This window comes from Pseudomonas asuensis (assembly GCF_014646755.1).
Lineage (GTDB): Bacteria > Pseudomonadota > Gammaproteobacteria > Pseudomonadales > Pseudomonadaceae > Chryseomonas > Chryseomonas asuensis.
The window spans coordinates 355,133-379,017 of sequence record NZ_BMNW01000002.1 but is presented as its reverse complement, the minus strand read 5'-3'; the positions used below and the strand labels follow the sequence as shown (position 1 = coordinate 379,017).

The 23,885-nt window shown below is 55.5% G+C and carries 19 protein-coding genes; 3 read left to right on the top strand and 16 right to left on the bottom strand.

Features of this window, described 5'->3' with window-relative positions; translation table 11 throughout:
- Position 1: 1 nt before the first annotated feature.
- From IEX86_RS05525 to IEX86_RS05510, 4 genes are all read right to left on the bottom strand, one after another.
- Positions 2 to 1,165 carry an MFS transporter gene (locus IEX86_RS05525; RefSeq protein WP_188865116.1) on the bottom strand — a complete coding sequence of 388 codons (1,164 nt, stop codon included), beginning with the start codon at positions 1,163 to 1,165 and terminating at the stop codon, positions 2 to 4.
- Positions 1,162 to 2,487, bottom strand: a complete 1,326-nt coding sequence (locus IEX86_RS05520; RefSeq protein WP_188865115.1) for a lysine N(6)-hydroxylase/L-ornithine N(5)-oxygenase family protein — start codon at positions 2,485 to 2,487, stop codon at positions 1,162 to 1,164. Before IEX86_RS05520 ends, IEX86_RS05525 begins: the two co-directional genes overlap by 4 nt.
- A 15-nt stretch (positions 2,488 to 2,502) precedes the next feature.
- Entirely contained in the window at positions 2,503 to 4,029 is a 1,527-nt protein-coding gene (locus IEX86_RS05515) for a pyridoxal phosphate-dependent decarboxylase family protein (protein ID WP_373290404.1), read from the bottom strand.
- A 419-nt stretch (positions 4,030 to 4,448) separates the two neighbouring features.
- Positions 4,449 to 6,482 (bottom strand): M3 family metallopeptidase, encoded by a 2,034-nt coding sequence (locus IEX86_RS05510; protein WP_188865113.1) that lies wholly within the window; start codon positions 6,480 to 6,482, stop codon positions 4,449 to 4,451.
- A gap of 315 nt (positions 6,483 to 6,797) precedes the next feature.
- Between IEX86_RS05510 and IEX86_RS05505 the strand changes: the two genes are divergently transcribed.
- Positions 6,798 to 6,947 (top strand): hypothetical protein, encoded by a 150-nt coding sequence (locus IEX86_RS05505; RefSeq protein ID WP_188865112.1) that lies wholly within the window; start codon positions 6,798 to 6,800, stop codon positions 6,945 to 6,947.
- A gap of 135 nt (positions 6,948 to 7,082) precedes the next feature.
- Here the strand turns inward: IEX86_RS05505 and IEX86_RS05500 are convergent, their stop codons facing one another.
- From IEX86_RS05500 to IEX86_RS05465, 8 genes are all read right to left on the bottom strand, one after another.
- A complete protein-coding gene (locus IEX86_RS05500) occupies positions 7,083 to 8,678 on the bottom strand; it encodes a gamma-glutamyltransferase family protein (RefSeq protein WP_188865111.1) in 1,596 nt (531 codons plus the stop codon).
- 26 nt (positions 8,679 to 8,704) lie between these two features.
- Positions 8,705 to 9,577: an ABC transporter permease gene (locus tag IEX86_RS05495; RefSeq protein WP_188865110.1), complete on the bottom strand. Its 873-nt coding sequence runs from the start codon at positions 9,575 to 9,577 to the stop codon at positions 8,705 to 8,707.
- On the bottom strand, positions 9,574 to 10,521 hold the full coding sequence (locus tag IEX86_RS05490) for an ABC transporter permease (RefSeq protein ID WP_188865109.1): 948 nt from the start codon (positions 10,519 to 10,521) through the stop codon (positions 9,574 to 9,576). Before IEX86_RS05490 ends, IEX86_RS05495 begins: the two co-directional genes overlap by 4 nt.
- Before the next feature lie 55 nt (positions 10,522 to 10,576).
- On the bottom strand, positions 10,577 to 12,079 hold the full coding sequence (locus tag IEX86_RS05485; RefSeq protein WP_188865108.1) for an ABC transporter substrate-binding protein: 1,503 nt from the start codon (positions 12,077 to 12,079) through the stop codon (positions 10,577 to 10,579).
- Positions 12,076 to 13,167 carry an ABC transporter ATP-binding protein gene (locus tag IEX86_RS05480; protein ID WP_188865107.1) on the bottom strand — a complete coding sequence of 364 codons (1,092 nt, stop codon included), beginning with the start codon at positions 13,165 to 13,167 and terminating at the stop codon, positions 12,076 to 12,078. The genes IEX86_RS05485 and IEX86_RS05480 overlap by 4 nt, the downstream gene beginning before the upstream one ends.
- A complete protein-coding gene (locus IEX86_RS05475; RefSeq protein ID WP_188865106.1) occupies positions 13,164 to 14,159 on the bottom strand; it encodes an ABC transporter ATP-binding protein in 996 nt (331 codons plus the stop codon). The genes IEX86_RS05480 and IEX86_RS05475 overlap by 4 nt, the downstream gene beginning before the upstream one ends.
- Entirely contained in the window at positions 14,156 to 14,893 is a 738-nt protein-coding gene (locus IEX86_RS05470; protein ID WP_188865105.1) for a FadR/GntR family transcriptional regulator, read from the bottom strand. Before IEX86_RS05470 ends, IEX86_RS05475 begins: the two co-directional genes overlap by 4 nt.
- A gap of 357 nt (positions 14,894 to 15,250) precedes the next feature.
- Positions 15,251 to 16,291 (bottom strand): purine-nucleoside phosphorylase, encoded by a 1,041-nt coding sequence (locus IEX86_RS05465; RefSeq protein ID WP_188865104.1) that lies wholly within the window; start codon positions 16,289 to 16,291, stop codon positions 15,251 to 15,253.
- Between the two features lie 312 nt (positions 16,292 to 16,603).
- Between IEX86_RS05465 and IEX86_RS05460 the strand changes: the two genes are divergently transcribed.
- Together IEX86_RS05460 and IEX86_RS05455 are read left to right on the top strand one after the other, a co-directional pair.
- Complete coding sequence (locus IEX86_RS05460) at positions 16,604 to 19,021, top strand: ELM1/GtrOC1 family putative glycosyltransferase (RefSeq protein ID WP_188865103.1); 2,418 nt, start codon at positions 16,604 to 16,606, stop codon at positions 19,019 to 19,021.
- A gap of 55 nt (positions 19,022 to 19,076) precedes the next feature.
- A complete protein-coding gene (locus tag IEX86_RS05455; RefSeq protein WP_188865102.1) occupies positions 19,077 to 19,844 on the top strand; it encodes an aspartyl/asparaginyl beta-hydroxylase domain-containing protein in 768 nt (255 codons plus the stop codon).
- A gap of 54 nt (positions 19,845 to 19,898) precedes the next feature.
- Here IEX86_RS05455 and IEX86_RS05450 read toward each other — a convergent pair whose 3' ends face one another.
- From IEX86_RS05450 to IEX86_RS05435, 4 genes are all read right to left on the bottom strand, one after another.
- Positions 19,899 to 20,669, bottom strand: a complete 771-nt coding sequence (locus tag IEX86_RS05450; RefSeq protein WP_188865101.1) for an aspartyl/asparaginyl beta-hydroxylase domain-containing protein — start codon at positions 20,667 to 20,669, stop codon at positions 19,899 to 19,901.
- A gap of 69 nt (positions 20,670 to 20,738) precedes the next feature.
- Positions 20,739 to 21,707 (bottom strand): hypothetical protein, encoded by a 969-nt coding sequence (locus tag IEX86_RS05445; RefSeq protein WP_188865100.1) that lies wholly within the window; start codon positions 21,705 to 21,707, stop codon positions 20,739 to 20,741.
- An 8-nt stretch (positions 21,708 to 21,715) separates the two neighbouring features.
- Positions 21,716 to 22,645, bottom strand: a complete 930-nt coding sequence (locus tag IEX86_RS05440) for a diacylglycerol/lipid kinase family protein (protein WP_229685266.1) — start codon at positions 22,643 to 22,645, stop codon at positions 21,716 to 21,718.
- 37 nt (positions 22,646 to 22,682) lie between these two features.
- Positions 22,683 to 23,867 carry a CDP-alcohol phosphatidyltransferase family protein gene (locus tag IEX86_RS05435; RefSeq protein WP_188865098.1) on the bottom strand — a complete coding sequence of 395 codons (1,185 nt, stop codon included), beginning with the start codon at positions 23,865 to 23,867 and terminating at the stop codon, positions 22,683 to 22,685.
- Between the last annotated feature and the right edge of the window lie 18 nt (positions 23,868 to 23,885).

The window sequence follows — 23,885 nt, the reverse complement described above, 5'->3', positions numbered from 1 at the left end:
ATCAGACCCCCTTGTCGATAGCAGGTAAGGTAGTGGGCTGGGTTGTATGCACCAGTAGTGGGTAGGCGAGGGCTGTTAGTGCAAAGCCGGCGGCACCAACCACAAATGGAATCGCTAATCCAAACGTGCTAACCAGTGAGCCTGCCGCGAACGACGAGCCCACCACACCTAATTGTTGGAAGAAGTTGATCTTGCTGTAGTCGGCGGCATAAGCCTCGGGCGTGCTTAATTCGAAGAGCAGCGCATCGAGCCGTACAGTGACCTGGAACATGGACCAGCCATACAGGCACTGGCCCATGACAATCAGCACGGGATAGCCGCCGGATTGAAGTAGCAGGCCGACCACGCCGAGGAGCATTGCACCCGGTAGTGCCTGTTGCCGACTGCCGGTGCGGCGGTTCAGCCACAGGCCGAGCAGGGCCATGCCGCCGGGAATGGCATAAACCATCCCGGTCAATGCCGTGTGATCTACTTTCGCGGCCTGTTCCCAGTACACAGTGAAAAATGGCTTTACCAGATAGCCGCTGAAGTAAAACAACAACATCAGCAGGCACAGCCGGTAGATTGGCCAGACGCAGCCAGTGCGCTGTTCCAGCGCTCTGGCTGGCTTGGCCTGGGGCGGCAACTGCCGCAGCAAGCGTCCGCAGATCGTCATTTGCAGGAAGTCGCCAAGTGCCATCACCACAAACACATCGCGTGGCTCCAGCACTTGCAGCACCAATCCACCCACTACGGCGCCAAGAATGGCGCCAAAATGCACCACGACTGACAGAGTGCCAATGGTCTGGGTATGGTTTTTCGCATCCTCCATGCTCATTACATAGGGGTACATGAGCAGATAGCTGCCCTTGAATACGATCATGCCCAGCGAGACGAGCCAGAATTCCAAAAGCGTTGATGCCCAGTAGCAGTACAGGCATAGGAGCCCGGCGGCGAGCTGTGTCCAGATGAGCAGCCGGACCGGGTGTACCCGTCGTGCCACGCGTGCCCAGACGGGCAACGCGAGCATAACGGTAAAGCAGATGGCTGCCAGATAGGCCCCCACATGCTCCGGTCGCGTTTCGCCAAAACGACTGGCAAAGTACTGCGGATAGAACGGAATCAGCATGGTATCGCTGATGACAGCCAGGGCCGTCATGGCGATCAGCGAGGTGCGCAGATTCATGTCTTGGCCGGCTCCGGCTGAAGTAGCGTAGAGGCGGGGGCAGTAAACTGCTGAAAGGCAATCTTGCGCTCAACCGGGTAATGCTCACGACCCAGCATCTCGCGAATGATATAGGCGTTGCGGTAGCACGCCATACCAAGGTCTGGCGTTACCAGACCGTGGGTATGAAGCTCGGCATTCTGGACAAAGATTTCCTGTCCTTCAGTATCGATCGTGTAATTACGATTGACCGCAAAGCGGCCTCGCTCATCGAAACGCAGGCGCGAGCGCAGCCCCAGAAGGAAGGGGGGCGTTCTATAGCAATAACCTGTAGATAATACCAGCCCTTTAGTAAGCAGGGTATAACAACTCTCCTGCTCCTCCTGAAACAGTTTCAACGTAAACGTGCTGGTACGTTCATCGTAGTCACAACCCTGAAGCTCAGTGTTGGTAAATAAGTTGGTCTTGACCGGGCCGGACAAGCTCTTGTTGTAAAGCAGATCGTAAACGTCGTTGATCAGGGCGCTGTTGATGCCCTTGTACAGCCCTTTCTGGCTCTGCATCAGCGCGTCGCGTTTGTGCGTAGGAAGCTGATGGAAGTAGTCAATGTACTCGGGGGAGGTCATCTCCAGCGTCAGCTTGCTGTACTCCAGCGGAAAGAAGCGGGGCGAACGGGTGATCCAGTTCAGCGTGTAATCTCGTGTATCGATGTCCTGCAGCAGATCGTAGTAGATCTCCGCCGCGCTCTGTCCGCTGCCAATGAGGGTAATGGTGCTCTTTGCTTGCAGCGCCTGCTTGTCGGTCAGATACGTGGAGGTATGGGACAGATGACTACTGGCCTCCTGGCAACAGTCTGGAATATAGGGCGAGGTACCGGTTCCCAGCACCAGGCGGCGCGCCTGATACGCCAAGCGTTGGCCGGTCTTGGTACACGTACAGTTCACCGTGTAAAGCCCGGTCACCGGATCATGGTCGATGCGCTCGACATAGCGATTAAATTCAATATTGGGCAGGCGGTCGATGACCCACTGGCAATACTGGTTGTACTCGCGGCGCATCAGGAAGAAGTCTTCCTTGATGTAAAAGGCGTAAATGCGCCCGGTGGATTTTAGATAATTCAAAAAGCTGAACGGGCTGGTGGGGTCGGCCAAGGTAACCAGGTCGGCCAGGAAAGGCGTCTGCAAGGTTGCAGATTCCAGCATCATGCCTGGATGCCAATCGAAGCACTCGTTCTTGTCGAGGAACAGCCCGTTGAGGTCGTCAATGGGGGCTGTCAGGCAGGCCAGTCCCAGATTGAAGGGACCAACACCAATCGCGATGAAATCATAGGTCGAAGCCGTCATGGTGAGTTCTCCGGATCAGCAAGTCGCTAGGGCAGATTGTTGAATGACGTAACGGGCACCTTCGTGCTTGATCGCTTCGAGAATGCCTTGCAGGTCATCCAGGGTGGTCATGGGGTTGAGCAGGGTAAACTTGAGATACTGCCGACCACTCACCTTGGTACCCGCCACAACGGCGCGTCCGCTGCGCGACAGCGCTTTGCGGATAGCGACGTTGGTAGCGTCGATCTGCTCAGCTGTCAGCGCCGCCTCAGGGATGTAGCGGAAGACCAAAGTGCTTAACTCGGGAACATGGGCGATATCGAAACGGGGGTCGCGCTCGATCAGCGGATACGTCGCGCGGGTCAGGTCAATCACGTGGTCGAACAGGCTGCCAAGCGCATTGGCGCCCATGGTGCGCAGGGTCATCCAGAGCTTGAGCGCATCAAAGCGGCGTGTGGTCTGAATGCTTTTATTGACGAGATTCGGCGTGCCTTCCTGAGTTTGGCTCTTAGGGTTCAGGTAATCCGCATGGCAGGTAACATGCCCTAGCTCATGGCGATCACGCACCAGGAATGCACTGCAGCTGACGGGTTGGAAGAATGACTTGTGGTAGTCAATGGTGACTGAGTCGGCATGTTCGATGCCGGCCAGGTGATTGCGGTATTTGGGAGAAATCAGCAGTCCGCCCCCGTAGGCCGCGTCCACGTGCATCCAGAGGTTCTTTTCACGGCAGATTGCCGAGATATCTTCCAGCGGATCAATACTGCCGAAGTCTGTCGTACCGGCCGTTGCGACTACTGCCATGGGGATCAGTCCTTGCGCCTCACACTCGTCGAGTACACGCTGAAGGTCTGCCAGATCCATTTTCTTGCGTGCGTCGCTGCGGACAGGAATAACGGCGTCATAACCCAGGCCAAGAATGGCAGCAGACTTTTGCACGCTAAAGTGGCTAACTTCCGAGGTGAGAATACGCAGGCGCTTGAAGTCGGCTGGCAGGCCTTGTGTCTTGTTGCTTAAGTGACCTGCCTGACGGTTGCACACATGATCACGGGCCAGCAGCATTGCCATCAGGTTGGATTGCGTTCCCCCACTGGTGAAAACGCCGTCTGCTTCACTGCCTAGACCAATACGTTCAGCCGTCCAGTCAATTAACTTCTGCTCAATGTAAGTGCCACCGGCACTTTGATCCCATGTATCCAGTGAGGAATTAACCGAGGAAAGTACCAACTCTGCAAGAATAGCCGGAATAACAATAGGGCAATTAAGGTGAGCAACATAATGTGGGTGGTGAAAGTACACGGCATCTTTCAAATAAAGTGCTTTTAGTTCTTCCAATACTTCATTGAAGTTGCCCAGTTTTTCATCCAAATTGACTTCGTCAAATTGCCGCTTTAGTTCATGCGGCAAGATGCCGGTATAGGGCTTCTCGATACCGAGCAACGTTTTCTTGATACATTCAGCCCCTTGAGCCATAAGGCTTTCATAGGCTTGCGCGTTCTTTTCATTGAAAAGATGCGAAGTCGCCTGATCATCCTGTAGGCGAGCGGAAGGGTATGCAGTAATGGCAGCATATGAATGCAGTGGGTTATTCACGAATGGAACCTCGGCAATTGATTAATCAATTTTGCAATAGCCCGATTTATTTTCGGGATATATGCCTCGCCGGGCTCTCTCACGGTATTTTGAGAGTAATACTTAGCCATGTGCCATTAATAAAAATGGCCTTAGCTTTTATAAATGAATAATTATGGTGGCACTATATGTATACGTTTATTAACGTCGCAAAGCCAATTCAGATTAGCTTCTTATGTAAATGAAAATCAATATAATTTAATAAAAATTAGAGCATAGAATGTGATCTGTGTCGCTTATTAATGCTCTGTTTTGGTGCTGTAGCACAATGATATTGCCTGTAAACGAGCAAAAATTGAGCGAAAAAAGAGACGACAGTTTTTAAATAGAACCTGTCGCTTTGGATTAACTCAAGCGTTCCATCCTTTAGCTTTCAGCAACGCTTTGGGTGTAGGTAGCCGGCCAAGAAACTCGGCGAAGGCCCTGTTGGGATCACGGCTGTTGCCAACGCTATACACGTTACGGTACAGCCGCTCCGCAAGCTCTGGGTTAAAAGGATCTCCACTTGCCTCAAACACGGCAAAAGCTTCGGCTTCCAGCACTTGTGCCCATTGGTAAACGTAATATCCGGCCGAATAACCATCTCCTGTAAACAGATGCTGAAAATGCGGTAAATGATGATTGATATCGACTTCTGGCGGGACCTCTAGGCGAGTCAGTATGTCCCGTTCAAAGGCTTCGATATCAATGTCTTGAAGATCCGTCAGCTCATGTACTGCCATGTCTACCAGAGCAGCCCCGGTCAGACGAATAGTCTCGTAACCCTGGTTAAACCGAGCGGCGTATTCGATGTTTTGCCGAAGGGTTTCGGGTAAAGGCTCATCGGTCTCGTAATGTCGGGCATGTCGTTCAAGGATCTCGGGCACCATGGCCCAGTGCTCGAACAGTTGCGAAGGCAGCTCTACATAGTCGCGAGGTACGGAGAGGCCACTTACCGTCTGGTAGGTAACATTCGAGAGCAGTCCATGCAGGCCATGGCCAAATTCATGGAACAGCGTTCGTACGTCGTCAAGCCCTAGCAATACAGGGCCTCTGTTCGATTTGGCAAAGTTATTATTGTTAATGACAATAGGACAGCGAACGCCGTCATTACGAGTCTGCATCTGATAAGCGCTCATCCAGGCGCCGCTGCGCTTGCCGGGTCGCGAGAAGTTGTCGCCCAGGAATAGGCCAATAATATTTCCGCCCCTGTATACCTCCCATAGACGTACGTCGGGATGGTAGAGCGCAAGGTCCTGACGTTCTGAAAATGTCACGCCAAACAGGCGATTCGCGCAATCAAACATTGCCTCGATCATGCGCTCCAGACTGAAATACGGTTTGATCTGCGCATCGCTCAAGGCAAACCGTTCTGCGCGCACTTTCTCGCTCAGGTAACGCCAGTCCCATGCTTTGATATCAGTCGGCTCGCTATGTTGCCTGGCAAGCTCAACCAGTATCTGCCGTTCGCATGCCACAGCTGCCAGTGCCGGTTTCCAAAGCATGGTGGTCAGTTCATGTACTGCTTGAGGCGTACCAGCCATGCGATCAATCAGGGCATATTCGGCGAAAGAGGCAAACCCCATGAGTTGGGCACGCTCCAGGCGCAGCGCCAGGATTTCCTTGATGATTGGGCGATTGTCCCGCTCCGGGTGGGTGCCGCGGCTCGTCCAGGCACGCCAGATCTTTTCGCGCAGCTGACGGTTGGGGGAAAACGTCAGGAAAGGCATGATGACGGAGCGGGAGAGCGGCACGATATAACCGGGTAGTGCGCGTTCTTGAGCTGCAGCCTGCAGCGTGTCTAGCAGAAAGGGTGGTATGCCGTTCAGATCATTGGGAACGTTAAGTGTGATGAACTGTGCTTCGTCTTCCAGCACGTTCTGCTTGAAGAGTGCTCCCAATTCCGCCAGACGCCCCATGATTTGTGCATAGCGAGCTGCGGCTTCTGGACCAAGCGTTGCACCGGCCCGGACAAAGTAGGTATGGATGCGTTCTGCCAGGCGCAACTCTTCTTCGTTAAGGCCCAGCGCTTCTCGTTGTCTGTACACCTCGTCCAGTCGTGCAAATAATGCACGGTCTTGTGCCACTGCGCTGTCATGAGAGGCCAGGCGAGGTGCCATACGTCTCTCTACATGTCGTAGTTCGGGCGTACTGGCGGAACTACACAGGTTGTGAAACAGCAGCCGTACTCGCCATAAACGCCCTCCAGCGGCGTCATACGCGGCAAACGTGTTCTTGAACGTGGCAGGAGTCGGATCATGGGTAATCTTGAAGAGCTTGGCCTGATGATCTAGCAGCAGTGCCTCAAAGGCTGGCTCGAAGTGCTCTACCCGTATATCTGCAAACGGCGGAAGGTGGTAAGGAAGCGGTGACTCGGACAGTAAAGGGTTTGTTGCAGTAGTCATGTGGATGTCCAAAATCGATAACGCGGGTCCAGACGCAAAAAGTGCACCAGACAGCGTAGCTTGTCAGGTCGCTGCGATTGTCGTTTTCACCCTGGCAACGGGTAAATAAGGGACTTGCCAGGCGCTACGATAGTGCCTTTTACGCTCATGGATCCCAAGCGTGAGCATCGTCATATGGCTTGAGTACAAGTAGGTTGAATCCTGTCCAGGCGAATTGCCTGCGATTCTTCAGGTCTCTATAAAAACGGGCGCCCGGCTAAATGTACGGCTTGGCGCAACGCTAATCTATTCAACACCCTCCGGGAGAAGGCAATCATGCAAGAGAAAGTTGTCAGCAGCTCTAATGGCTACTACGTATTCGAATGCCCCGATGCGATGGGCGGCGATACCTGTTATGAAGTCCGAATGGGTACGAACTGTATCAAGCGGTTCAGTGATCTGGGTGAGGCCAAACGATTCATCTAATTCGCTTATGCTGAAGAAGAAAACTATCAGGACTAAGACCTGATACGCGAAGGCGTGGTCCCAGGCACGCAGTGATCACATGGCGACAATTAGGCAGTCAGAAGGCCCTGCCAACGAGCCTCCCAGATGGACTAGTCAGAACGCGACCGCTTGCCCGTCTTTACGTGGATCGGAACCGCCGACATAACCATCGGCTGTTTTCTGAATGATTTGGGCACCGCCAAACGCAAATACGCCGCTTGGTGCCTCTATCTGAATATCGTGCCCCTTGGCACGTAAAGCCGCCACTGTTTGCGGGTCGAATGTCCGCTCAACAGCAACTCTGCGGCCGGATTCGACACGCCAGCGTGGTGCATCGGCTGCAGCTTGCGGATTCTGTTTGTAGCGCAGGATACGCAGCATCATTTGCAGGTGTCCCTGAGCCTGCATAGGCCCGCCCATGAGGCCGAAGGACATCAGTGGCGTGCCGTCTGTATTCATTGCAAAGCCGGGAATAATCGTATGGAAGGGGCGTTTGCGAGGGGCGACTACGTTGACGTGCTCTACATCCAGCGAGAATCCGGCGCCACGGTTTTGTAGGCTGATCCCTGTACCAGGTACAACAACGCCTGAGCCAAATCCCATGTAGTTGGACTGGATAAACGATACCATCATGCCGTTTTCGTCTGCGGTTGACAGATACACTGTGCCGCCGGGCTTGGGCGAGCCATGACCAGGATCTGCCGCTGTCGCACCGATCAGACCTGCACGCGTCTTGAGGTAGGCTGGGTCGAGCAGATGGTGAGCCAGGACGCGCATATGGTCCTGGTCCGTAATGTGATGATTCAGGTCCGCGAGGGCCAGCTTCATTGCTTCCAGTACTACATGGAGAGTTTCCGGGCTGTCGACAGGGTGATCTCCTATACCGATGGCTTCCAGAATGCCAAGACCGCTCAGCGTTGCAATACCTTGGCCGTTAGGGGGAAGCTCATGAACCATGGCACCTGCAAACGGTGTGGCTAAGGTTTCGATCCAGTCCACTGAATGGCTTCCCAGATCATCCAGATCCATAACGCTGCCATTGGTTTTGGCATGGGCGATCATGGCTTCAGCCAGGACACCCCGATAAAACGCTTCACCGGCGGTTTCAGCAATCAGCTCTAGGGTTTTCGCGTGATCCTTTAGCTGAATCCTCTGCCCCGCCTTGGGCGCGCCGCCATTTGCCAGAAAGCATTCGGCAAAACCAGGCTGATCTTTCAGCAGTTGACCTCCGCGCCGCCAGAGTTCAGCAATGATAGGTGTTATCTGATACCCGTCTCGTGCATAGCGGATGGCCGGTTCGGCTACTGTTGCAAAGGGTAGCTTACCGTAACGTTTGGAAAGCGCCACCCAGGCGGACACGGCACCGGGAACTGTCACTGCATTCCAGCCCCGCTCGGGCATATGCTTTTGACCCGCAAAATGCTGGGGTGTCCAGCCTGACGGCGCCCGCCCGGAGGCGTTCAGTCCCTGTAACGTCTTGCCGTCCCAGACGATGGCAAAAGCATCGCTGCCAATACCGCATCCTGTGGGTTCCACCACGGTCAGGACCATCGCAGTGGCAATGGCCGCATCTACGGCATTACCGCCACGACGCAGCATATCCAAGCCCGCCTGCGCGGCTAGCGGTTGGGAAGCTGCAACCATGTTCCGCCCCATGACAGGCGAGCGGGCAGAGGCGTAAGGCTGGCGGTAGTCCAGATCATCGAACATGGAATCTCTCTCTTCTTGTCTGACGGTTAATCTTTGGGGTCGAGCGCATCGCGCAAACCATCGCCCACGAGGTTAAAGCACAGCACCGTAATATAGATCGCCATCCCTGGGGCAATAGACATCCAGGGCGCCTGCTCCATGAAGTTCTTGGCGGTGTTGAGCATGGATCCCCAGGAAGGGCTGGGTGGTTGTTGGCCAAGCCCAAGGAAAGACAGACTGGCTTCCGCCAGAATGGCTGAGGCAATAGTCAGGGTGGCCTGCACGACTAAGGGCGAAAGCACGTTTGGTAGAACATAGCGCAGGATGATCCAGCGATCCGGCAGGCCGATGGCGCGTGCTCCCTCCAGATAGTCCTCGTGCTTGATCGAAAGTACTTGGCCTCGTGTCAGCCGCGCGAAGATAGGCATGGCGGACAAGCCGATGGCAATCATGGCGTTAGTGAGGCTTGGGCCCAGAAAAGCGCCGAGTGCAATCGCCAAGACTAGAAAAGGACAGGATAGCAATGCGTCCATGATGCGCGACACAAGGGCATCCAGCTTACCGCCAAAGTAGCCCGCCATCAGGCCAAGCGGTACGCCGATGGCCATGGCGATGGCAACCGACATACCACCGGCCAGCAGCGAGCTGCGGGCTCCCCAGAGCAGTCGGGAGAAGAGGTCGCGACCTAGCTCATCCGTCCCCAGCCAGTAAAGCGCAGAGGGCGCTTTACGAACCGCCAGAAAGTTCGCCTTGAGAGGATCATGAGGCGCAAGCCAGGGCGCCAGAGTTGCGGCCAGGACGAACAGCAGCAGAACCACTGCGCCCACGACAGCGCCCTTGTTCTTTATGAATTTCGTGAGAAAGCGAGAACGTAGCCGAGGCTGCAGGGTAGAGGGGAGCGGGGTAGCAATGGCATTCATGCGGCAGTCCTCAGGCGCGGGTTGATCAGGCGGTAGAGCACATCGGCCAGCAGGTTCATCAACACGAACCCGATGGCTACGCATAGCACCACGCCCTGTACCACTGCATAGTCGCGGTTGAATACAGCATCGACAATCATCTTGCCAAAGCCTGGAATACTGAATACCTGCTCTGTCAGGACGGCACCGCCGAGCAGCTCGCCGAAGAGCAGAGTGGTTAGTGTCACGATAGGCATCAGTGCGTTACGAAACGCGTGTTTCAGGATTACCGCCTTGGGAAATAGTCCCTTGGCTCGCGCTGTTCTCACATAATCGGCTCGCAGCACTTCAAGCATGGCGCTACGGGTATGGCGCATAAGGGTTCCAGACAGTCCGGAACCCAGCACAAGCGCCGGCAATAGCAAAGTTTTGAGGTTTTGCAGCGGATCTTCCCTGAACGGCACGAAGCCGGACGCCGGCAGCCAGCGCAGCTTTACCGCAAACACCATGATAAGCAGAATGCCTAGCCAGAAATGCGGAATGGAGATGCCTGAAAGCGCGACGATATTGGCGCTGTAGTCCACAACGCTACCTTTGCGCACCGCCGAAATGATTCCGGTCGGAATGCCAATCAGCAATGCAATCAACAAGGCAAAGATTGACAGCTCCAGCGTAACCGGAAGTTTTGACACGATCAGGGTCGTAACTGGCTGCTCGGTGCGTAGAGAAGTGCCAAAATCGCCTTTTAGTACATTGCCCATCCAGTTCATGTACTGAACAGGTACGGGGTCATTAAGGCGATACTTTTCTCTCAAATACTCAATGACCGCGGGATCACGTTCCTCACCCGCCATAGCCAATACTGGATCACCGGGTAGCAGCTTCTGTAGCGTGAAGACAAAAAGTGAGACCAGAATCAGTGTTGGGATGGCACTGAGCAGGCGGCGGAGGATAAACGTCAGCATGCATAACCCTCATGAATAACCGGCCCGTACGAATTATCGCAACGGGCCGTTTTGATCACTGCGCGAATGATACGTTGGCCAAGCGAATCAGCCCGTCCGGGCTGGGGACGTAGCCTGTCACTTTGCGATTCGCAACAATGAGTCGGGGTTCGAAGTAGAGGTAGATGTTGGGTGTTTCGTCCGCAACAATGGCCATTGCCTGGCGATAGAGGTCCTGACGCTGAGCTTGGTCATTGACCGTACGTGCCTTGTTAAGCAACTCGTCCAGTTTGGGGTTGCAGTAGTGGCCGTCGTTCTGATTGCCTTTGCACGTTACGAATTGATGGATGTTGCCGTCAGGATCTGGACGACCAGACCAGGCGCTCATACCTACCTGGAAGTTACCGGACTGCTGCTCATTGAGAAGCGTGGCATATTCTGTGGCAACCAGATTGACGTTAAAGCCTGCTTCGGCTGTCATGGCTTGGATAATCTGGCCCACCTGCTGCGAAACTGGAGTGTTGCCCACTTTAAGCTCGACGTTGACGGGAGGTTTTACGCCGACTTCCGCCAGCAGGGCCTGGCTTTTGGCCACGTCGCGCTGGGTTGGCGGTAGCTCTTTGTCAAAATAAGGGCTGTTTTGTGGAAAGGGTTGATTGCCCGGTGCGTAGAGCCCTTCAAATACCACCTGATTGATAGCATCCCGGTCTATTGCCAACTCGAAAGCCTTGCGAACACGCTTGTCGCTGCCGACGGGGTTTTTGGCCTTGTCGCCATTGGCAACATTGACCATCAGCTGCATATACCCCAGGCCCGGGGTGTTATAGACCGCGAGACGCTGATCGTCCTTTATGCTCTTGATGTCAGTTGGGGCAACACGCTCGACGATATCCAGATCACCAGAGCGCAGGTTTGCAAGGCGAACGGAGGTGTCTGGAATGGGCAGGAAAATCACTTTGTCGAAGTGATAGGCCTGCTTGTTCCAGTAGTGGTCGAACCGCTCAAGCACGATGCGATCCTGCTGGACGCGCTGTACGAACTTATAAGGGCCCGAGCAAACTGGTTTAGACCCAACGTCGCCCTGTGACGCTTTGGGTGCCAGCATCATGCCCGCCCGATCAGAAAGCTGGGCGATAAGGGTGGCGTCCGGTTGCTTGACGGTGATAGCGACCGTTTTAGGATCGACCACGGCTACGTGATCGATGGAGGCGAGCTCGCTCTTGCGCAGGGAATCGGGCAAGGTGCGGGCACGGTCCAGATTGAATTTCACCGCGGCGGCATCAAAGGGCTCGCCATCATGAAAGGTAACGCCATCTCGTAGCGTCATGGTTAGCGTCTTGTTGTCTGCGCTCCAGGACCAGCCGGTTGCCAGTTGCGGTACGAAGGTCAGGTCTGGCGCGACATCCACCAGCTTGTCGCACAGAGCGGTGTAGACCAAACGCCCCGAGTAGGTGCGTGAGCGGTGAGGGTCCAGCACATCCGGATCGTCTTGGATTCCGATGCGCAACGTGGTTTCAGCAAGTGCAGTGGTGCCGACCGTCAATAACAGGGCTCCAGTCAACAGGCGTACAGGATTCAAGGCTGGCTCTCCAGAGTAGGGGACTGATGGCTTTTGAACAGGTGTAGGCGTTTGGAAAAGGTAGGGCTGGGAGCCGGTGCAATCAGGCTGCCTACTCCAGCATTGGCGATCTCCTGCCAGAAATGGCAGGCAACTTGCCGTCCACCTTCGATGGGCTCGAAAGCGGGTTTTGTCTCTTGGCATGCCGGGCGTGCATGGGGACAGCGGGTGTGGAAGCGACAGCCCGACGGCGGACTGGCTGGACTTGGCATATCCCCACCCAGGATGGGGCGAGCCCTTCGTAGGCCGGGATGACTGACGGGCACTGCTGCCATAAGCGCTTGCGTATAGGGATGAAGCGGTGCTTCGAAGAGCTCATCTACGTTGGCAAGCTCTACGATCTCGCCCAGGTACATCACGGCAACCCTGTCACTCATGTGGCGAATCACAGCCAGACCATGGGCAACGATTAGTAGCGTAAGCCCAAACTGATGCTTGAGATCTTCCAGCAGGTTGACTACCTGGGCCTGAACCGACACATCCAGTGCCGAGACCGGCTCGTCTCCAAGAATCAGTCGTGGATCAGATGCCAATGCGCGAGCAATACCGATACGTTGGCGTTGTCCGCCCGAAAACTCATGGGGATAGCGATTAGCATGCTCAGGCGCCAAGCCAACGGTATGCAACAGCTCAGCTACACGAGCCTCGCGATCGGAGCGACTGCTATGGGTATGCAGCCAGATGGGCTCACCCACAATGGACGCAACAGTCATGCGTGGATTGAGCGAGGCAAAAGGGTCCTGAAAGATGATCTGCAATTCCCGTCGCGTCTGACGTAATTTGTCCGCCGGCAAATTGCCCAGGTTTCGCCCTTCATAAATGACATCCCCTGCGGTAGGTGCCAGTAGATTGAGCAGTAGCCTTCCCAGGGTTGATTTACCGGAGCCGGATTCGCCTACCAGAGCCAGTGTTTCGCCCCGTTTAATCGAAAGCGACACATCGTTAACCGCCTGAACAGGCGCTCTCTTGCGTTGGAGAAAGCCTGCCGGGGAGGCGAAATGTTTACTCAGGTGGATGCCTTCCAGAATGGGGCGCTCAGGCGTATTCATGCGAGGGCTCCCACGTGCTGCTCAAGCGGCGCACGGATGCAGGCGGCAAGATGTCCCGGCGTTATCGCGCGCAGCGGCGGACGATCTTCGTGGCAGGCCCGAATGGCAAAAGGGCAACGGCTGGCAAAGCGGCAGCCGCTGGGCATTTCAGCTGGGGTGGGAACACGTCCGGCAATAGTGGCAAGGCGATCTTCACGGGGGCCTACAGAAGGCATCGATCCCATGAGGCCGACCGTGTAAGGATGCTGCGGATCATCGAAAAGCGCGTTGACAGGGCCACTTTCCACAACCTGGCCTGCATACATGACGGCGACATCGTCGGCGACTTCGGCAACGACGCCCAGATCATGTGTGATCAGGATCATCGCGGCCCCGGTTTCAGCTTGCAGATTCGCGATCAACGAGAGGATCTGCGCCTGGATAGTCACATCCAGCGCTGTAGTGGGCTCATCGGCAATAATGAGCGCAGGGTCATTGGCGAGTGCCATAGCAATCATGGCCCGCTGTCTCATGCCACCTGATAACTCGTGTGGATAGGCATCCAGCCGCTGCGCGGCGGCGGGTATGCGAACCTTTTCCAGCATTTCCAGTGCCCGCTGGCGGGCTTTTTTTGCCGGGAGGTTTTGGTGGCGCATGACACTTTCGGCAATCTGATCACCAATAGTGAATGCAGGATTAAGCGAGGTCATGGGCTCCTGAAAGATCATCGCCAAGTGATTGCCCCGGACATCCAGAAGGCGCTGTTCATTCATTGTCAGCAGCGGCTCACCAAGAAAGGTCGAGGCATCGGCATGGACATGGGCGCTACCAGGCAGCAGTCCCATTAATGCCATGGACGTAACGCTCTTGCCGCAACCGGACTCTCCTACAATGGCCAGGGTTCGACCAGGCGCAATATCGAACGACAGGCCATCCACTACGTTGGCATGGGCGCCTTTGAAGCGGACCGTCAGGTTATGCACACTCAAGACGGAACGTGGGGACTCACTCATAAACTCTGCTCCAGATCATGGTGGATAACGATGTCCAATGCCTGTTGCAACGCACGCAGATGGCCGCGCATGGCCATGGCCGCCTTGCTGGCATCACGCTGCTCAATCGCGGTGACGATGTCGTCATGGTCGTGGCTATAAGCATGCATCCGATCGCTGTTGCGGGCACGTTGACGCAGGTCGCGCCAGACCGGGTCAAGGCGAATGGCATCAAACATTTCAAAGATATCCAGCATCAGACGATTGCCAGCCGCTTCTGCGATGCCTCGGTGAAAGGCGCTGTCCCAGAGTTCCAGCGCTTCGGCATCCGGTGCCTGGGCATTGAGATGTTGGCCGGTACGCTCGGCAAGTCGACGCAGCATGGCCATCTGCTCGCCGCTGGCACGGATCGCTGCCAGTGAGGCAAGGGCAGGCTCCAGGTAAAGGCGTGCCTCCATCACCTCAATGAAATTGGTTCGGCTGGACAATTTGGTAAAGCTTAGGGCAGCGTTGGGCGGGGTTGGGCCTACAAAAGTGCCCTTACCCTGACGACGCCATACCTGTCCTTCTGCTTCCAGTACAGATAATGCGCGGCGAACTGAGCGACGGCTAACGCCAAAGCCAATGGCCAGATCGCGCTCTGGCGGCAAGGGACGCTCAGGAAAGGCAGAGTGCTGCGCCACCAGCTGGCGAAGGGCGTCAAGTGCCATCCGGGCTGATTGATCGATAGGGACTTCAGCTTCGAACCGTTGCATCGTGATCTCTCATGCCTGTGTAGATAACTTATCGATCGCCTCGTTTACGTCAGCTAGACGATCGCAGCAGCTATAGGCAGGTTTGCAAGCGAGATGCCAATGGAGATTGGTTCATGCTGGCGAAACGGTTACGCCAGGGCCCTTAAGCCAGTACTACAGGCGGGGCGGGAAATGGTCATAGAAATAGTAAGTCGATAGGCAAGGTATCACTTGTCATTGGTTCGGTAGGTAGGCGAACCAATTCTTAGAATGGTTACGGTAATGGTCCGTTTCCGGGCGACGCTGCACGCTAACGGTGCGGTTGAAGGGAGGGCGTAAGAGCAGGACCGGGCACTATGCCCGGCCTGTTTTCATCAATCAGGAGGAGGGAACTCCTTTTTCCCAGGTGCTCCAGTTTTTCACAATATCTTGCACCAAGGGATTGCCTGTGCGGAACAGGTTTTCCAACGCGGGTTCGAAGCCGCCTTGCTTGGCATAATCGATAAGGTTTTCGACATCTGTATACCCTTCATAAGGGCGGTCAAAGTCGGAGCCGCCGCGAACTACAGCCAGGCGCTGGATATCAACTCGGCCTGTACGGCTGGCCCGTAGCAACGCCTCATAGGTGGCGTTGTCTTCCTGCTGCGTAGTGCAATAGCGGCCTTTGCCGTCTGTCAGCGTACGTGTCCATTCTTCGGCGCGCTGGGAGAGCAGCGTGCCGGAGAACCACGTATCGCTTGCAACCGTGTCGCACCGTGTCACTACAGGCGGCTGATTCGCAGGCGCGTAGCTGTAGTTTTTGCGCCAGGCTGTAGATTCGGAACTCTCGATAAGCTTGGCGTCCTTGGAAAGGGCATAAGCTTTTTCCATCAGCTGCTGATTAACCTCGAACACCTCGGTCTTGTAGTCCAGTGGCGGTTTCTGGCTGGGATTACGTGTGTTGATGCCTAGGTAGCCGCCTTTCCACTCCGCGGGTGCCTCCCGGGCATCCAGCTCCCATTGAATACCAAAGTTCACCAGATAGTGCGCCCAGGCTGTCGTACCGAGGGTGCCCTCGTGCGGGTTGATGCCTGCAATACCTGCGACCAGGAAATAGGTTCTACGCAAGTCAAATTTAGGCGAGAAGGCCAACGCCATAGTTGAGGCCGCTGCATTGGTATGTCCCATTGCAGTAGTCATCAGGCATACCTGAGCTTCATTACAAAGCACATCCGGGTACTCGGCCGACAGTCCTTCGACTGACACCTTCTTATCAAGCTTGAGCTGCTCGATCCAGGTCTTGGCTTCTGGACCGAACATGGTGATCAGCATGACTTTGGGCGTAATGGGTTTTTCCGCTGCGGATACCAGTGGCGCAGCGGCTAGTCCGCCAAGTAGACCTGCCACTCCGAGAGCGCTAATGAGGGATTTTCTGAGCATTGGGTAGAGTAGCCTTTTTATACAGTTGCCATGAAAATTTGATCGAGTGTCCAAAATACATGCCAGCACTCGGTAACAGGTTCGCCAAAAACGGTTGTCTGCAACACGAATCGCTGATAGAACGCGGGTTGGCTTCACGGGTGGCAGTATAGGAAAAGCGGTGATAACAAAGGGCCAGTCACACGCCCTTTGATATGCACGAGAACCTGATCCATGCCTGTTCAAGCCGAACAGGGGAACGATAGTTCTTCCTTCAACAACCAAGGCAGGTTGTACAGCCGTTCTGCCTAAGACCGAAGCATGAGAGGACGCATGACTTTCTTCGCTTGGAAAGCGCCGCGCGCGATACGTAAGTGGAAATTGCCTCGTTCGGAAAAAAATCGAGTGTCTCCATCCACTGCTTTGGCCAAGGTCTCTGGCAGTCAGGCAGCCTATGTGCCCATGGCGGTGCCACATATACAGCCGATTGTGCTGGAGGCAAGGGCAGGCGCTGCTGATAAACCGGCTGTACGTATCTTTCTGGGAACCGAGCCTGCGCAATACCGTGCGGAGCGGATATTTGTGTATTCGCTGGAAAAGGTCCGTAACCCCGATCGGCGTTATGAAGTCTATCGAATGATCCGTTTACCGGGCTTCGACGAAAGCCGTTGGCGTACCGGATTTACAAATTATCGCTTTGCCATTCCAGACCTGGCCGGGCGCCACGGGCGCGCTATCTATAATGATGTGGATCAGATCTATACCGCTGACCCGGCCGAGTTGTTCGATCAGCCTATGGGTGAACATGGTTACCTCGCCCTTACGCCCAATGACACGGCAGTCACCTTGATCGATTGCGAGCGCATGATCGACGTCTGGAACTTCGAAAAGGCGCGTCGGGAAAGCAAGAAAGCCTTGCATACCCAGGCAGCTGAAAAGCCAGGCCTCTGGGGGCCGCTTGATTCCGTCTGGCATGCGCGCGATCTTGAATACGAGCATGGTCATTCCAGGCTGCTTCATTACACCACGCTGCACTTGCAGCCCTGGCGACCCACACCTGAGCAGTATTCCTACCAGATCAACCCGTATGCCGAGTATTTCCTAAGCCTGGAGCAGGCAGCCAATGCTGAAGGCTATGAGCCCTACACCATGGCGAGCCCAAGCCCGAACTTTAATGCAGCGTGCCAGGCTCAGGCGTTTTCGCCTGTGTCTCTGCCGTCGGAGGTAGCATCCTTTGCAAACGCGTTAAACAGCGAGCACGTGGCGTTTGTAGGGCATTGGGCCGACACTGACGCGGTTCCGCTAGCCACCACCCATTACCGCCTCGAGCAGTTACGCCAGCCTGATTTGCCCAGTCATGACATGCTTGCCGTCAGTGGCCTCGAACATCTGCCTCCTGAAGATATCCCCTGGCTTGTGGACCGCGTGTTCAGACTCAGCCGCAGCTTTGTTTACATCAAGGCAGGACTGGGAGCGGATGAATCGCTTATCAGTTCAATCAAGGGATGGCGGGCATTGCTGCGTCGTGTATCTCAGCGCTATCCGGATCGGTGTTGGCAGTTTGATTGCGAAGGGCATGACGGCACGGTATATCGTTATCTGGCGGACTTCCCGTTACGTTCCAGGCAAGGTGAAGCATTGCCCAGGGTCTGGGTACTGTTGGGCCAGCATGCTGGTGATAATGCGCAACTGCTGGCCATTGCCGAGTCGCTTGGCTGGCCGTATGAGTGTAAGGAAACGCGCTTAAAACCGGCCAAATATACGTCCGGCGTATTATTTCAGGGCAAGATGGCCCAATCAGCGCCCGGTCTCACCGCACCTTGGCCGGATCTGGTACTCAGTTCTGGCCGGCGAACGGCACCCGTGGCTCATTGGATTCAGCGACGTTCCGAGGGTAAGAGCCGTTTGGTGGTCGTAGGCCGTCCACGTGCGCCGTTGTCGAGTTTTGATCTGGTACTGACGACGCCGCAGTACAGCTTGCCACTGCGTGACAATGTAGTAGATCTGCCGGTGCCTTTTATCCAGGGCCAAACCCCGACAGACCAGGAGTTGTCTGTCTGGAGCGAGCGCTTTGCACATCTGCCGCGCCCCTGGGTCGCCATGCTAGTGGGCGGGAGCAGCATTCCCTACGAACTCGACGAGGCAGCAGGGCGCGAGCTTGGGATCAGGGCCAGTGCAGCCGTCAAAGCCAAAGGTGGGTCGCTCCTGATTTCTACCAGCCCCCGTACGGCCGAGCCTGTCACGCAATCGCTTCTGGAGGTCGTCGATATACCGCACTGGTGCTACCGCTTCGACAAGGGCAGCGACAATCCTTATCGAGCGTTACTGGTACTGGCCGATGCGTTCATCGTGACCGGTGAAAGCGTCTCCATGCTCACCGAAGCCTCGCTGACCGGCAAACCGGTTGCGGTTTTCCCACTGCCTGTACGGCGCCATCTGAAGGCACGTGTGCACCATGCACTGGAGCGCAAGCTAGGTATAGTTGATCGTGTGGCAGGAAGCCGTGGTACGCCTCGGCAACAAAACAAGACCGGACGAATCTACGACAGTCTTGTAGAGGAGGGGCTTATCAAGCGGGAGCGGAGAATCGAGGAGGTTCATGTGGCGCTGGGACTTTTGCCTTTGCCGCAAGGTCTTGATCAATTGCCAGGACTGTCTCCCGAGTTGATGGCTACATCGCGCCAGCGCGCTATCGAGGCTGTACGCGCTGTAATTACAGGTGAGCGAGCCTTGTCAGCGACTCTTATCTAGGCATGAACGCGGGCAGTTGGGCGGCCGCATCGAATACCGTTAGGACACACTTACAATGACCAATGCCGCACCTCCTGTTGCCGCTAAAACAAAAGTCAAACGCAGCGCCCTCTACCGGACCGGTAAAAAGCTAAGGCCCGTGCTCAACGGTTATTTGGCCAAAAAATCCTTGGTCGGCGATCCGCCTGTATTTGATAAGCAGCTGTTTCCCTGGACGGCTTCGCTGGAGCAGCGCTGGGAGGGTATACGGCAGGAAGTACAGCAACTTTTGAGGGGTATGGATTCGATTCCTGCGCTTCGCGATATTTCGCCCGATCACCGCAGGATCGCCGAGGGTAATAGCTGGCGCTCCTATTTCTTGTGGGGGTATGGGTACAAAATCGAGGAAAACTGCCAGCGTTGCCCAAAGACCACCGAGGCTTTGTCCGTAGTGCCTGGTCTGAACAGTGCTTTCTTTTCTATCCTGACGCCCGGTGCCCATATTCCACGGCATACCGGAGTGACCAAGCGAATCATGACGTGTCACCTGGGCCTGCTGACACCTGCTCCGCGTGAAAACTGCCGCATTCAGGTAGGGGATGAAATGGTCTACTGGGATGATGGTAAGTGCATCGTATTCGATGACACCTATCCCCACGAGGTCTGGAATGAGACCGATCAGACGCGGGTCGTACTGCTGATTCAGTTCAAGCGACCGTTGCGCCTGCCAGGACGACTTTTGGGCGACCTGTTTCTAGGGGCAGTAAAACGGAGCCCATTCGTTCAAGAAGCGCGTCGCAACCTTGCTGCGTGGGATGATGCTCAGAAGCTGCTGGATGAATAATCGCATTTCAATAGCGGCTCGACATCAGGAAGCGCCGAGCCGTTACTTCGATTATTACGGCTCCAGACCACGTTCCCAGGCGCGATGGTTGCGCCTGGCGTCCTGAATAAAGGGTGACCAGCGAATCAGTCGGAGAATCATCCGGTTGAGCAGCGATCCCGGCCAGGCGAGTGGCCGTTGGATGTCCAGGAATAATACCACGCGAACCCCATCGGTCTCGTTCCAGACCTGATGCCTATAGGTATCATCGAAAATCATGCATTTACCGGTTTCCCAATGCTGAGTTTCTCCGCCTACCTCAATACGACACATCTCTTTGGGTTCCGGTACTACCAGCCCTAGGTGCGCCCGTAGCAGCCCATTGTAGGGGCCACGGTGCAGCGGTATGTGCTTACCTGGTTCAAGGATGGAAAAGAAGGCAGTAAACATGCCTGGAATCGACTCGATGATGCGGGTCGTCTCAGGGCAGCGCAGGCAGTTGCCATCCATCTTGTAGCCATACCCATACAGGAAAAACGTTTTCCAGCGATCATCCTGGGTAATATTTTTTTGGTCTTTGGAGATGTCTTGAAAGTTAGGGATCTTATGCTTGTTTTGCAGAACTTCATTAAGTTCGGCACGAATCGTCTTCCAATGGGTTTCCAGCTCGGGCACCCAGACAAATTGGCCAGGATCGATAAAGGGCGTGGTCTCTACTTTGGAGTAATGCTTGATTGCCTTCTCCAGTCGCTTGATGATCCAGAGACCGATCGCCACACTGGGGCGGTGCTTCTTGCGTTTGCGTTTCTGAGTAGACAGCGTGGCGTTGTCCTGGATCTTTTCCACTCTTCACCTCGTAGGCAGTGCCGCATGATTCCGGGTGCAAGCGAAGAAGACCCTTCGCTTGTGTTCGTTTTAGCGTAAACGGCGTTCCCTCAATAACTGCCAAAGCAAGGGCCAGCCAAAAATCAGGGGATAACGGCGCAGGCGAGGCGTTACCTCGATCGGCCGGCCCAGATGCCGCTCCAGCTTCCAGGCGATGTAATCCACCCCATTCTCGAAAGTGAAAACAGATTTCATGAGTCGAAGAATATTCAATACTCGGCCTTGCCGCCGCCTGCTGCTCCATATCAGCTTGCTCTGTTGCAAGGCCTCGCTGGAGTGAGGGTGTGTAAAGAGATCTTCCTCACCCCCTATACTGCTTATTCCAGAAAACACGGGAGCAACGGCTGCCGTTACTTGACGGTAGTAGGTTTTATCGTATTGAACCAGCTCGGCAGGCCTACTTGCGGCTTCTGGACGCAGCTCGGTACCGTAACTCAAGGCAAGTCCTGCTTGCCATAGCTGCTCGCTGTTAAAGCGCTCTGGCATTGATGGCAGCGTTTGCTCGATCAGCCTTAAGACGGCGTAACCTAAGGCCTGATAAATACGTTGCCGTGTCGTGTCCTCTAGGCAGTACACCAGGCGAGACGGTTGTGCAAAGCGTCCCCACAGATAGCTCTGAAACCAGCGGGAAGTGCCAAGCTCCAGGTCTTCCAGCGAGAGCACTGCACATTTGGTGCGCAGCACCTTTCCATCAGGTGCTTGAGCCTGCAACATAAAGACATTGGGAGGCAGCCACGTGTTAGCCATACGGAGCAGAGTATTAGAGTGCGCTCGTGTGTAACTGTCTACGATGGCGTACAGGTCGACGATCCCGTCTGCCGGATTGCCGCTACGCAAACAGGAGCCATAGAACAGTACACCAACCACAGCCTCGCCGAACCGTGCCTGGACTGCCTCACATAAGCAGTTAAGTTCATCGTGCACCGGTTGCCGGCTTTGCCAGGCAATCACATTAAGCAGTGCGGGTGATGGGCAAGGGAGCGGGGCTAGGTGTGGCATGGCCGGCCTCAGTACGTCAAAAAACGCAGGGGAGCAGTCGTCGACAGACGAATCGGGCTGTCGGCCTCGAATTGCTCGCCGTCCAGAAGAAAATGTGAGCTGCCCTCAAGGCTAAGCCTGTTGAGATTACGGCTGATATAGCCGTCACGCTCATGCGCAACAGATCTCCCTCGGCCACAGAGCAAAAAAGGTAAGACGCGCATCAGTCGTCGCGGCTGATGCTCAACAGCTGTGAAGTGCATAGGCGCCGATTCGGTGCCCCAGTACGGGCGGCAGCCGATCAGCAGGTTATCCAGCGTCGACGCCAATACCAGCAGCCAGCTACTGCTCCAGCTATCGGTGTCAGTTCTAAGCGACGCCGGAGTAGCGGGTAAAAGTGGATGGGGCTTGTTGCGCAGTAGCGAGAACAGCATGCGTACGAAAGCCAGTGCAGGCCCTAATGCACCGCGCACACCCGTAGGGCGGACGTGCTGATGGAAATACCGAACGCCGCTTAGAATAGCCCCAGTACCAAAAAACATACCGTACTGTGACCCGTTAACCCTGTCACCATCGACCTTTAGAACGGCTCGCTCCTGTTGGCGAGGCGGTGCCCCGTTACCGTTTAGCCAGGCGTTCAAAGCCTTCAGGACAACTTCAGGCTTTGCACGGGTGCCTAAGTCGGCAGCGCTCATGTTTGTCGTGCCGCCAGCAACGATAACCAATGCTGGCAATGTAATAACCGGCTGCGCTTGTAGCAGTGCAGTCAGTACGGCCTGTAAGGTGCCGTCCCCTCCGATTACAACCACAAGCTCTGGTGGACTTTCCTGCCATTGAAGCAGGACATGAACAATATCCGCAGGCGCTGAGGCCTCGTGCAACATGGCACCTGGCAGGGTGGCAATCAAGGCGCGCAGGGGCTGCAGACGCCGACGGACACGCCCGCTTAACGGATTCATGAGAACCCCAATCCGAGCGGGCGCGGGTAATCCGTTCTCAGGCATCGGCCAGCCCGGAGCGGGGCGCAAACAGCCGAACCACAGGGCGATGACCTTCAGCCTTGAGGTCGATCTGGCTTAGCCATGGCTGCAGGTCCGTACCGCGCCACCGCAGCGTGATAGCCCATACGACGCGCCATGCCAGGACAAGCGTGGAGATAATTGTCCAGGCTGCTACGAGCAGCAAGCCAACATCGTTGGCACTGGCAGTCCATGCCAGCGTCAGAAGCAGCAGATTTGGATTGCGACGTGCTGTGACTAATCGGTTCAGTGAGTCGAAAGGCTTCCAGAGAAACATGGAAAAAGGTGCCGCAAATTTGAACGAGCCCTCACACAGGCGTCCGGCTACATAACCGATGAAAATGGCCCAGAACACCATGGACAGGGGCAGGCTATAGCTCCACGTGGCAGCCAGCCCCATGCCCCAGGCAATGTACCAGAGTGGGGGATGCACAAGGTCGAGGGCATGGTCAAAAATATTGCCGAAACGCGTGGAGGTCACTGTTACGCGGGCAAGCTTGCCATCCACAGTATCCAGAAAGGTCATGATCCAGCCTGCGATCAGCCCCAGACCAAACTCTCCATTCCAGAACCACCAGCCGGCCAGGATCGCCAGGACATAGCTGGCAGTTGTGACATGGTTCGGGCTTAGGCCGAGGCGAACACACAGGTGGGTTACCCAGCGCGCCGGTACAGGCCATACACCGCGGGTAATAAAGTCCGTTACGCCTTTGTAGGCGCCATTGAACAGGGACTTTTCCAAATGCTGGCGGTTGCTTTGGGTGATTCTTGCTACCCAAGGCTGATCGAACTTGCGCAGCTGTGTCTGAAGGCCAGAGGCTACGGTATCCGGTTGCGCGGTACGAAGCTGGTTGATGGCAGGGGCGCTCAAATCGGCTACGCCGGACAAACGCGAGGATGAGGTACGAGCCGCGACGATTGCTCCGTCGCGAGGGTCCTGCAGGGCGATATCCTGCGTATCCAGTAATCCTCTCAAAACCCGGTCATCGTAAAGATAATCTTCGCGTAACAGCAGAATGTCTCCATCGGCAGGAAGCGCCTCACCGGCATTGGCCAGGTGTGCCTGGGGAAACTTCTTGAGGATTCTTCGGAGCCGCTCTCGTGAGGTAAGGCCCCATAAGATCACCTCACAACGGCCTACAAGATGGACCTGTATTGTCATAAGTTCTGCCTTAGTCCA

Bases quoted from the DNA above. Each gene is read 5' to 3' on its own strand.
- IEX86_RS05480 (WP_188865107.1), bottom strand. From the start codon at position 13,167: ATGAATACGCCTGAGCGCCCCATTCTGGAAGGCATCCACCTGAGTAAA.
- IEX86_RS05505 (WP_188865112.1), top strand. From the start codon at position 6,798: ATGCAAGAGAAAGTTGTCAGCAGCTCTAATGGCTACTACGTATTCGAA.
- IEX86_RS05490 (WP_188865109.1), bottom strand. From the start codon at position 10,521: ATGCTGACGTTTATCCTCCGCCGCCTGCTCAGTGCCATCCCAACACTG.
- IEX86_RS05475 (WP_188865106.1), bottom strand. From the start codon at position 14,159: ATGAGTGAGTCCCCACGTTCCGTCTTGAGTGTGCATAACCTGACGGTC.
- IEX86_RS05440 (WP_229685266.1), bottom strand. From the start codon at position 22,645: ATGAATCCGTTAAGCGGGCGTGTCCGTCGGCGTCTGCAGCCCCTGCGC.
- IEX86_RS05455 (WP_188865102.1), top strand. From the start codon at position 19,077: ATGACCAATGCCGCACCTCCTGTTGCCGCTAAAACAAAAGTCAAACGC.
- IEX86_RS05525 (WP_188865116.1), bottom strand. From the start codon at position 1,165: ATGAATCTGCGCACCTCGCTGATCGCCATGACGGCCCTGGCTGTCATC.
- IEX86_RS05470 (WP_188865105.1), bottom strand. From the start codon at position 14,893: ATGCAACGGTTCGAAGCTGAAGTCCCTATCGATCAATCAGCCCGGATG.
- IEX86_RS05500 (WP_188865111.1), bottom strand. From the start codon at position 8,678: ATGTTCGATGATCTGGACTACCGCCAGCCTTACGCCTCTGCCCGCTCG.
- IEX86_RS05520 (WP_188865115.1), bottom strand. From the start codon at position 2,487: ATGACGGCTTCGACCTATGATTTCATCGCGATTGGTGTTGGTCCCTTC.
- IEX86_RS05445 (WP_188865100.1), bottom strand. From the start codon at position 21,707: ATGCCACACCTAGCCCCGCTCCCTTGCCCATCACCCGCACTGCTTAAT.
- IEX86_RS05435 (WP_188865098.1), bottom strand. From the start codon at position 23,867: ATGACAATACAGGTCCATCTTGTAGGCCGTTGTGAGGTGATCTTATGG.
- IEX86_RS05510 (WP_188865113.1), bottom strand. From the start codon at position 6,482: ATGACTACTGCAACAAACCCTTTACTGTCCGAGTCACCGCTTCCTTAC.
- IEX86_RS05495 (WP_188865110.1), bottom strand. From the start codon at position 9,577: ATGAATGCCATTGCTACCCCGCTCCCCTCTACCCTGCAGCCTCGGCTA.
- IEX86_RS05460 (WP_188865103.1), top strand. From the start codon at position 16,604: ATGACTTTCTTCGCTTGGAAAGCGCCGCGCGCGATACGTAAGTGGAAA.
- IEX86_RS05465 (WP_188865104.1), bottom strand. From the start codon at position 16,291: ATGCTCAGAAAATCCCTCATTAGCGCTCTCGGAGTGGCAGGTCTACTT.